The following is a 9,019-nucleotide window of genomic DNA, read 5'->3' as shown; positions in this document are numbered from 1 at the left end:
CTGAATGGAGTTTCACTTTATGGGTATATTTTTAGCTAGAAAACTAGTGTTTTTCTAAAAAAGTTTATAGTAATTTATTCCTATTACAAATAGATTGCAAAATGATTACTAAAGAAAAAGGTGAGAAAAGCGTTATGAAAGGTATCTTGCGCTCAATCGCTCGTCTTGTCATACAATTGTAAAAATCCTTCCATATATTTAGTGATGAATAATTCTTTGAAACTATTTACCATGAATATAGAGCAAACTGGAAGGAATGATTTGATGTTTAAAAAAGTAAAAAAAGTGGCGATGGCCTCAGTATTATCGGTATCATTGTTAGTACCAATTAGCGCCATAGCAGCAGATTCATATAAAGTAGTGTCAGGAGATTCTCTTTGGAAAATTGCCGTGAAAAACCAAACAGGTGTGCAGGAGCTGATTGATGCGAATCCACAACTGGCAAATCCGAATCAAATTAACCCAGGACAAAAAATTAATATTCCAACAAAAGAGCAAGTAACTGTAGAACAAGAAGTTGTTAAACTTGTCAATGCTGAACGTGCAAAAGCAGGTCTATCAGCGTTGAAAGAAGATTGGGAGCTTTCAAGAGTAGCAAAATACAAATCTCAAGATATGCATGACAAAAAATATTTTGACCACACAAGCCCAACTTACGGTACGCCATTTACAATGATGAAAAACTTTGGTATTAGCTATAAATCAGCAGGTGAAAACATTGCAAAGGGTCAGCGCTCAGCAGCAGAAGTTGTAAAGGCATGGATGAACAGTGAAGGACATCGAGCGAATATTATGAGTAAAAACTTTACCCATATCGGTGTAGGTTATGTAGCAGAAGGCAATTACTGGACACAAATGTTTACACAAAAATAACAAAAAAAGGGCTGTTCTCACGTCAGTATATACTGATAAGGGAGCAGCCTTTTTTCGTGTTATCCGTAACCCACTGATTTTACCATTTCTTGAGAAGAATCGCTTTTGCCCTCGAATTGACGCCAAGTTTACTATAAATCGTTGATAAGTAAACGCGAACCGTCCCTTCCGATAGGTTAAGCTGTTGTGCGATTTCACGATTCGTTCCGCCATTTGCTAATACATTAAAGACCTCTTGTTCACGTGGCGTCAATAAATTGTCCATCTCGCTGTTTGCTGCGTCTTCTACTTGAAGATGTTGCAAATAGTGATGCGAAAGGGGCTGCCATTTAGAAGGATTCTCTTGTACCAGTTTAAAATACTTGATTAATAGGGGATGTATCTCTTTCTCGTCTAAAAAGGTACGAAAATAGTAATAAGGTGCTCCTTGTGCTAATGCTTCATGTAAAAAATCTAGTGCCAAATTGGTGTTGCCAAGTCTGAGATGGCAAAGTGCCTCAAGAACAGTTGCTTCAATTATAGTGGCAATTTGTGTATCCTGCTGTGCTTTTGTTTTCGTTTGGATGACTATCGTTAAGGCATCTTCAGGTTGTTCTTTTAATAGTAACAATCGAGCGTAGACAAGCATCCAAAAGGGCTGTTTTGTTTTCGTTACTTGTAACTCCATTTCGGCATTCAAAGTATCACCTGCTAAAATGTAACAATAAGCCTGCATGATACGAAGGGTCATCAACCAATGCTTTTCCTTGACCATATCCTTTACTTGCGTAAGCATGGCCTGTGCAGAAATCAATTGCTTTTCGGCTATATAAATTTTCGCCTTCAATAAATACATAGGGATAAATAAGCCAGGGTCTTTGAGTTGATGTCCATATTGGATAGCGATTTCAAGTTCTTTTTTGGCGTAATCAATTAAGTTTCGCTCATATAAAGATTCTGCCGAAGTTCCATAGCTAAACGCTGTAACACTTGTTGTTTGATAAGTAGTATTTCGAAAAAGTTCTACTATAGCCGTACCTTCCTCCATTGTTGGTATTTTTCCTTTTGAGCCCGTACTGGTCCGTAGTAGTTTATATTCAAAAATATTATATTGCATCGGCACTTCATCCCAACGAGAGGGCACAGCTTCTTTTGTAAGTTGTTTTTGAAGTATTTCTTTGGCTTGATGTAAATCTCCGCCTGTAGTAATGATGGCATAAGCCTTTACCGTTTCATAAATATACGCCATCGCTTCGTTTTCTTCCTTATCCATCCATTGCTCGGTGTGCTGGCGTAGTTCAAGCTCCTGCATAAATGAGGAGGCCTCTGCTATTTCCAGTGTAGAAAGAGCTGTAATAACGCCCATGACAAGCATTTCGCATGGAACCGTATAGTGTTGGTTTCGTAACTGATGTAGCCAACGCATAAAGGTAGCGGTTTGGCCAGACAAGAAAAGCGCAACTAGATGTTCTGTTATCCATATATCCGCCTGTTCGAAAAGATGATAGTGTAGTGCGAGTTCAATGGCAGAGATAAAATCCCCTTCATCATGCAAGAGAGTAGCTGTTTCATGCGCAAATGCCGTTACCTGTTGTACTGAAAATCTTTTTTTGAATTCGTTCTGTAAAGCTTCCACGAACAAATGGTGGTAGCGAAAAACAGGTTTTGTTGACTGTAAACGTACGATGAAAAGCCCTTTTTCCTCTAATTCTTCAAGTAGTTCATAGCTATCAATTCGCTGTGTAAGTCGATTACAAATAGCTGGATCAAGTACAGGTAATATCGATGTATATAGAAGAAACTCTTGTGTAGGTGGTGGGAGCGTCGCGATAATTTCTTGTAGTAGAAATTCACTAACGAATGGTTGTGCGAGCTCATGCCATTGGTGTTCCGACTCTGATTCATTTATTAATCTAGTTAATAATAAGCCTGCTACCCAGCCCTCTGTTTTCTCCAAAATCAATTGTAGGGTTTCTTGATGGGGTAAGGTTACATTTTTCATGGCATAAAATTGCCCTATTTCTTGATAGGTAAAACGTAGGTGATCAGTAGTGAATTCATATAGCCATTGCTTGACGCGCCACTTTGCGATTGGCAATGGCAAGGCAGTGCGTGTTGTCAGATAAACGTGGACATGCGCTGGAAGTTGCTCGATAAATTGAGTCATCATTTGATGGATCAGCTGATTTTCAATCAAATGATAATCGTCCATGACGATATGTAACGTTTCTTCCATCGTATTGATTTCATGTAAAAAGGCGTCAATTAGGAATTCAACAGTAGCCGCATCTTGTGACTGCAAAAGTGGTTCCAGCACTTTGTCTATATCGGACTGACTGGCTTTTGCCACTGCATGTAGAACGTATGTCCAGTAACGAATAGGGTCATTATCAGCATGATCTATCGATATCCATGCAATTTGTTTGTCTGTTTGTATAAGCCATTGACTTAAAAGTGTTGTTTTGCCATAGCCAGCAGATGCACGTATAATCGTTACTTTTTTTAAAGTGTTTTCGTGAAAAATATCGTACAACCTAGGTCTTTCCACAGCTTCGTCCAAGCTATAAGGGATTTTTATTTTAGAAGATAATAGAATATTGGGCAATTCATTTCCTCTCCTTAGTTCAAAAGATAGATAGCATATTTTATGGTAATGATTGAGAAAATTTCTATTAACTATCATTTTATTACAAATTATAAGCATTTTACTAGTGTTAATCGTCAAAGCATTAACATACGTCAGTATTGCATTTCCATTTTTTATTTTACAGTGGTAGAGAAATACTTATAAAAAAATATAAGTATCACAATATGCAAAGAGGGAGGTTTCTTTTAAAAAGCAGTTTGCACTTATGGTTCATAGTTGTCGTATTTTCACAACTAAGTAGTCTACCAGTTCATGCGGTAGGTAATGCAAGAGAGATTATATCGTCACCAATGCAAAAGATACCGTTATCATCATTACATCTAAAGTTAAATCACAAATGAGAACGTGGTGATTCAAGTACGATTGGGGGCAACCGGCTCCAGAATATTGAAAAAACACGGGAGGTTCGAAATTTATGCACACTACAATTGATATCGATCTTAAATTAAAACAGGGGTTCCGGTCTTTATTCCCGGATTATGCAACAAAACTAGAGAAGGCTAGTTCACAAGAGGAGATCAATAAGCTTCAAACAATCTTCATTGAGGAAAGAAAGCAAGCACTGGCGGACGCTCTAGGCAAAGACATCACCGAGTTGGAGGCAAGCGATCAAACAGCAGCAATTCCTTTGAAAAAGGAGACTTATGAAATTCTCGTCAATGCAACTGGGGATGACATCAAAAGACAGCTTCATGTCATTATTGATGGTCTTGAACGATTAAAAGGGTTAGAAAAAGATGATGCAGGCATTGTCACTGCACAAATCCTTCTTTCTGGTGTATTAGGAATCGGCTTTTTATCAACTTCGACAGTAGTGGCAAAATTGGCAGTCGGAGCTGCAGAAGCAATTGCCGCTCTAGCTGGTGTTACAGCTGCGACGGTTGGAGTAGTTGTTGCGGTTGCAGCGCTTGTTATCGTAGCTATCATTATTCCTATCATTTATTTTATGAAAAAACCAGCAAATGCTATTGTGTTGTTAATTAATGAATTGGACAAGCCTCTTACATTTGTTAGTGATCATAATGTTCATGGCAAACCAATGCTCATGACTACGCCTATTCCCGAAGGTGTCGAGATCCCTGGGGTAGCTAAATATCCAGTAGCCGGATTAATTGCAACCGAGAAGCGAGATAGTGCTTTAGTAGGGACACAATATGGCTTTACAATGCAATATGGCAGTACAGGCACTAATTTTTCATTTGGTGTAGAATGTCCGTTAACATCCCTTTCTACTGATAATAATTGTTATTGTGCCATAGACGAAAGTGCTAAAACAGTTGCTGAAAGAACTTCCAATAAAAATAAGCAATTCTGGGAAGCTGAAAAAGACGGCCTCAAATTGAGCATTCGTTGCAACTCAGGAAGTGGCTCGATCGCTTATTACGTAGCACGAGCATATAGAGCATAAAAACAGAACAAATATCCCTGACTATCCAACCTGATGTGGTGGTTAGTTAGGGATATTCATGTTATATGAAGTTGATAAAAAGTGAAGTAACACTACTATTTATTATTTTTTTATTGTTAATAGTCAATCATTAACATTCCTCAGTATCGAACAACTATTTGTTATTTTACAGTGTAAAGGAGACGTTTTTCGAGGAGGAATAATAAATGAAGAAAAATAAACGGGTGGGATTGGTGGTTCTTACTTTTTTATTATCCGTTATAGTACCTGATTTTGCACCACATGCTGCAGGAGCTACAGTAACAAAATCCTATACAGCAACTGCAGATACGATGGATTTAAGGGGTCATCAGGATTATGACGGTGTTTATGATAATGTTGATGATGGTTTGCTATATGTAGGTATGAGCAATAATGACGGTTTCGTCAATGTTCGGAATCGAATGGCCACAACATTTGATCTAGGTGTGCCAGAAGGGAATATTGTGTCAGCAGAGCTGGGCTTGACGGTTGCAACTGTCATCAGAAACCCTGGTCAAACCTTGTATATGGAGGCAAGGGGCTCTGCTGCGGATGATTTGAATTATGTAAATTTCCCCTCAATAGATACGAATAGCCCCTATGCAGATAAGTTCACCGCTAAAAGTACTGCTGAGGTGCCGATGGGTACTTATCTTGAGAATCAAACGATTATGCTCAATGTCAAGAGCGCTATTGACGCTTTCACAGATAGTTCTGATCGTAAAATAACTTTTATACTCAACGGCAATGAAGCTGATGCAGATAGCGGCAGATTTCTACTTTATTCTTTGGAAAATTCGAATGCTGCTTTTCGACCGAAGCTGATTGTTACTTATGAGACAGGGACACTTGCTAATAACCCTCCAGTGGGTTCCTTCACGATTCTGGAAGGCGCAATGACAAGTACTAGTACTGTCAATCTATCTATAACTGGATCAGATCCTGATATAGGTGATAGTGTTACGCATATGAGGTTTGCAAATAGCGCTGCTAATTTATCAGCAGCATCTTGGCTGCCCTTCAGCAATACTGCAACATTCAGTCTAACTGGCGGAGATGGGGCGAAGACCATCTATATGCAATTGAGGGATTCCAACAACGGGATCTCAGCCAATTCTTCTCAGTCCATTCTATTGGATCAGACAGCACCAACGGGTACACTGATCATTAATGATGGTGCTACATGGACGAAATCGGACACGGTTACATTGAAAGGAACCTATACGGATGGAAGCGGTTCAGGAGTTGAGCAAGCACGTCTCTCAAATATCATTGGCAGTTGGCAGACTAGCTGGTTTAACATCGCTGACTTGAACGGGAAGTCGTGGGCCCTTCCGGCTGGCGGGGGAGCGAAAACCATTTATGTGCAATTTAAAGATAAAGTTGGTAATACGAGTACTGGTACAATTAGCAGTATGATTACAGTTGATACGATAGCCCCGATTATTTCGAATGTAGAGCATGGCAAGGTATATAACAACAAGGTGAATGCCGTATTTAATGAGGGTAGTGGGCTACTCAATGGCAACCCCTACACAAGTGGTACTGATATCACCCAGGATGGAACGTATACGCTAATCGTAACGGATACAGCAGGCAATAGTACGACGGTGACCTTCAAGATTGATACGACTGCGCCTATTGTGACGGGAGTAACGAACGGTGGGATATATAAATCGAATGTTACCGTTACATTCAACGAAGGAACGGCGACATTGAACGGTACAGCTCTTATTAGCGGTATGCTGGTTACAATGGATGGTATGTATACACTTGTAGTAACAGATTCAGCCGGTAATGTCACGACGGTAAATTTCATGATTGATACGGAAGCACCGCTCGTAACAGGTGTAACAAATGGTGGTATTTACAAAGACAAGGTGACAATCACATTCAATGAGGGAACGGCAACGTTGAATGGAGCGGCTTTTGCCAGCGGTACGGAAATTGGTCAGGATGGAAGCTATACACTAATCGTAACGGATGCGGCAGGCAATGTTACGACGGTAAATTTCATGATTGACAGGACAGCACCTACTGTAACGGGCATAACCAATGGTGGTGCTTACAAAGACAAGGTAACAATCAGATTTAATAAGGGAACCGCGACGTTAAATGGAGTAGCCTTCACGAGTGGAACGGAAGTGGACCAAGAAGGAATGTACACGTTCGTCTTAACAGATGCATCAGGCCATGTTACAACGATACACTTCACGATTGACAAGACAGCACCAACTGTCACAGGAGTAACAAATGGAGGTAATTACAAAGATAAAGTAACAGTCGGATTCAATGAAGGAACTGCAACGTTGAATGGAGTAATTTTTGCCAGTGGTCACGAAATTAATCAGGATGGAAGCTATACACTGGTCGTAGCGGATACAGCAGGCAATGTCACAACAATAAGCTTCACTATTGACAGCACAGCACCACCTGTCACAGGAGTAACAAATGGAGGTATTTATAAAGACAAGGTAACAATCGTATTTAATAAGGGAACGGCGACATTGAATGGAGTAGCCTTCACGAGTGAAACAAAGGTAGACAAGGAAGGAACGTACACGTTGGTTGTCACAAATCCAGCAGGCCGTGTCACAACGATAAATTTTAAGATTGATAGAACAGCGCCCACAGGAACAATTGTTATTAATGGAGGTTCTGCTACGACAAATAGTAATTCGGTTACACTTAGTCTAACTTCATCGGATGGTTCGGGAAGTGGAGTCGCCGAGATGCGTTTTTCCACAGATAAACTAAAGTGGTCAGCTTGGGAAAAAGTATCACTCTCAAAAAAATGGAGCTTTACTGAAGAAGTGGGACAGAAGAAGCTTTACGTTCAATTCCGAGATGCTGCTGGTAATAGTAGCATAACAAGCATGGCAACAATTGATTACAGGCCAAGTGGTGGCTCAGATAGTGGTGGCTCAGATAGTGGTAGTTCTAATAATGGCGGTTCAGGCAGTAATAACTCGACCACGAATAATTCAAATAGTGGAAATTCCAACAGCAATGTAGAAAATGAATCACCTCCTACACAGATCGTTACAACAAATGGCATAATAACTGTTCCAGTAGGAAGCTCTGGTGAAACTAGTGTTGGTGAAGACATCAATGTTTCTATTCCAGTTGGCGTAGCACAGCAAGAACTAACAATAACAGTAGAGAAATTACGCGATATCACGAACCTTTTAAGTAACGGACAACGTCTTATTAGCCCAATATTTGAATTACACAAAAATAGCGCAGGGAATATAAAGAAACCTCTTACGTTAACAATGAAGTTCGACTCTTCAAAGGTTGGCAAGGATCAATACGCTTCCATTTTCTCTTATGATCCTTTGAAAAAAGAATGGCTAGAGATGAAAGGTACGACTAAGGGTGACTTTATCACAATTTCGACAGATGAATTTACTAAGTTTGCAGTATTTATTGTCGACAAGTCTCAGCCAATCTCTTTTTCAGATATTAATGGACATTGGGCACAAGACATGATTGAAGATATTGCGGCTCGTGGGATTATCACAGGCTATCCTGATGGCTCTTTCCGACCGAATGAACCGATTCAACGCCAGCATGTTGCGGTGATGGTTGCACGTGGGTTCCAATTAACAGCAAAACGGGATGCTGTAGCGTTTAGTGATGTACCGACAAGTCATCCGTATGATGAGGCGATTACCTTACTTCAGCAAGCAGGCATTGTGGATGGGTCAAAGGGAGCTTTTTATCCAAATGCAAATATGACACGTGCACAACTGGCGAAAATACTTGTACTCGCATTTGGTATCACACCAAGTGGAACGAGTACCTTCCAAGATGTTCCAGTTATGCATTGGAGTTATGATTACATTGCTGCACTTGCAGATAACGGCATTGCCTTAGGGGATAAAGGCAACTTCAGACCAGATGAGTTTGTGACACGTGCGCAATTCGTGGCCTTTTTGTATAGAGCGCTGAATCAATAACTATTGAAAAGGGCTGGGACAAAACAACTCACCTCAAAAATGAAAAACCTCGAAAATTTTAAGATTAGTAAAATCTTCGAGGCTTTGTTTTTTTAGTCTACTTCGTAGTCATTTTTCTCCGCTACGGCG

At 40.0% G+C, this 9,019-nt stretch carries 4 protein-coding genes; 3 read left to right on the top strand and 1 reads right to left on the bottom strand.

Annotation, left to right across the window (positions count from 1 at the left end):
- Positions 1 to 264 precede the first annotated feature (264 nt).
- Complete coding sequence (safA, locus tag H131_RS22715; RefSeq protein ID WP_010861481.1) at positions 265 to 873, top strand: SafA/ExsA family spore coat assembly protein; 609 nt, start codon at positions 265 to 267, stop codon at positions 871 to 873.
- Between the two features lie 79 nt (positions 874 to 952).
- On the opposite strand, the gene H131_RS22710 is transcribed toward safA, so the two are convergent.
- Positions 953 to 3,457 carry a winged helix-turn-helix domain-containing protein gene (locus H131_RS22710; RefSeq protein ID WP_010861480.1) on the bottom strand — a complete coding sequence of 835 codons (2,505 nt, stop codon included), beginning with the start codon at positions 3,455 to 3,457 and terminating at the stop codon, positions 953 to 955.
- Positions 3,458 to 3,914: 457 nt separating this feature from the next.
- Between H131_RS22710 and H131_RS22705 the strand changes: the two genes are divergently transcribed.
- Both H131_RS22705 and H131_RS22700 read left to right on the top strand, forming a co-directional pair.
- Positions 3,915 to 4,907: a hypothetical protein gene (locus H131_RS22705; protein ID WP_010861479.1), complete on the top strand. Its 993-nt coding sequence runs from the start codon at positions 3,915 to 3,917 to the stop codon at positions 4,905 to 4,907.
- Between the two features lie 206 nt (positions 4,908 to 5,113).
- Positions 5,114 to 8,890 carry an S-layer homology domain-containing protein gene (locus H131_RS22700; RefSeq protein WP_010861478.1) on the top strand — a complete coding sequence of 1,259 codons (3,777 nt, stop codon included), beginning with the start codon at positions 5,114 to 5,116 and terminating at the stop codon, positions 8,888 to 8,890.
- Positions 8,891 to 9,019 lie beyond the last annotated feature (129 nt).

The organism is Lysinibacillus sphaericus OT4b.31 (assembly GCF_000392615.1).
Taxonomy (GTDB): domain Bacteria; phylum Bacillota; class Bacilli; order Bacillales_A; family Planococcaceae; genus Lysinibacillus; species Lysinibacillus sphaericus_B.
This window is presented reverse-complemented; position numbering and strand designations above follow the sequence as displayed.

Coding starts and splice junctions, on each gene's coding strand:
- safA (WP_010861481.1), top strand. CDS start 265: ATGTTTAAAAAAGTAAAAAAAGTGGCGATGGCCTCAGTATTATCGGTA.
- H131_RS22705 (WP_010861479.1), top strand. CDS start 3,915: ATGCACACTACAATTGATATCGATCTTAAATTAAAACAGGGGTTCCGG.
- H131_RS22700 (WP_010861478.1), top strand. CDS start 5,114: ATGAAGAAAAATAAACGGGTGGGATTGGTGGTTCTTACTTTTTTATTA.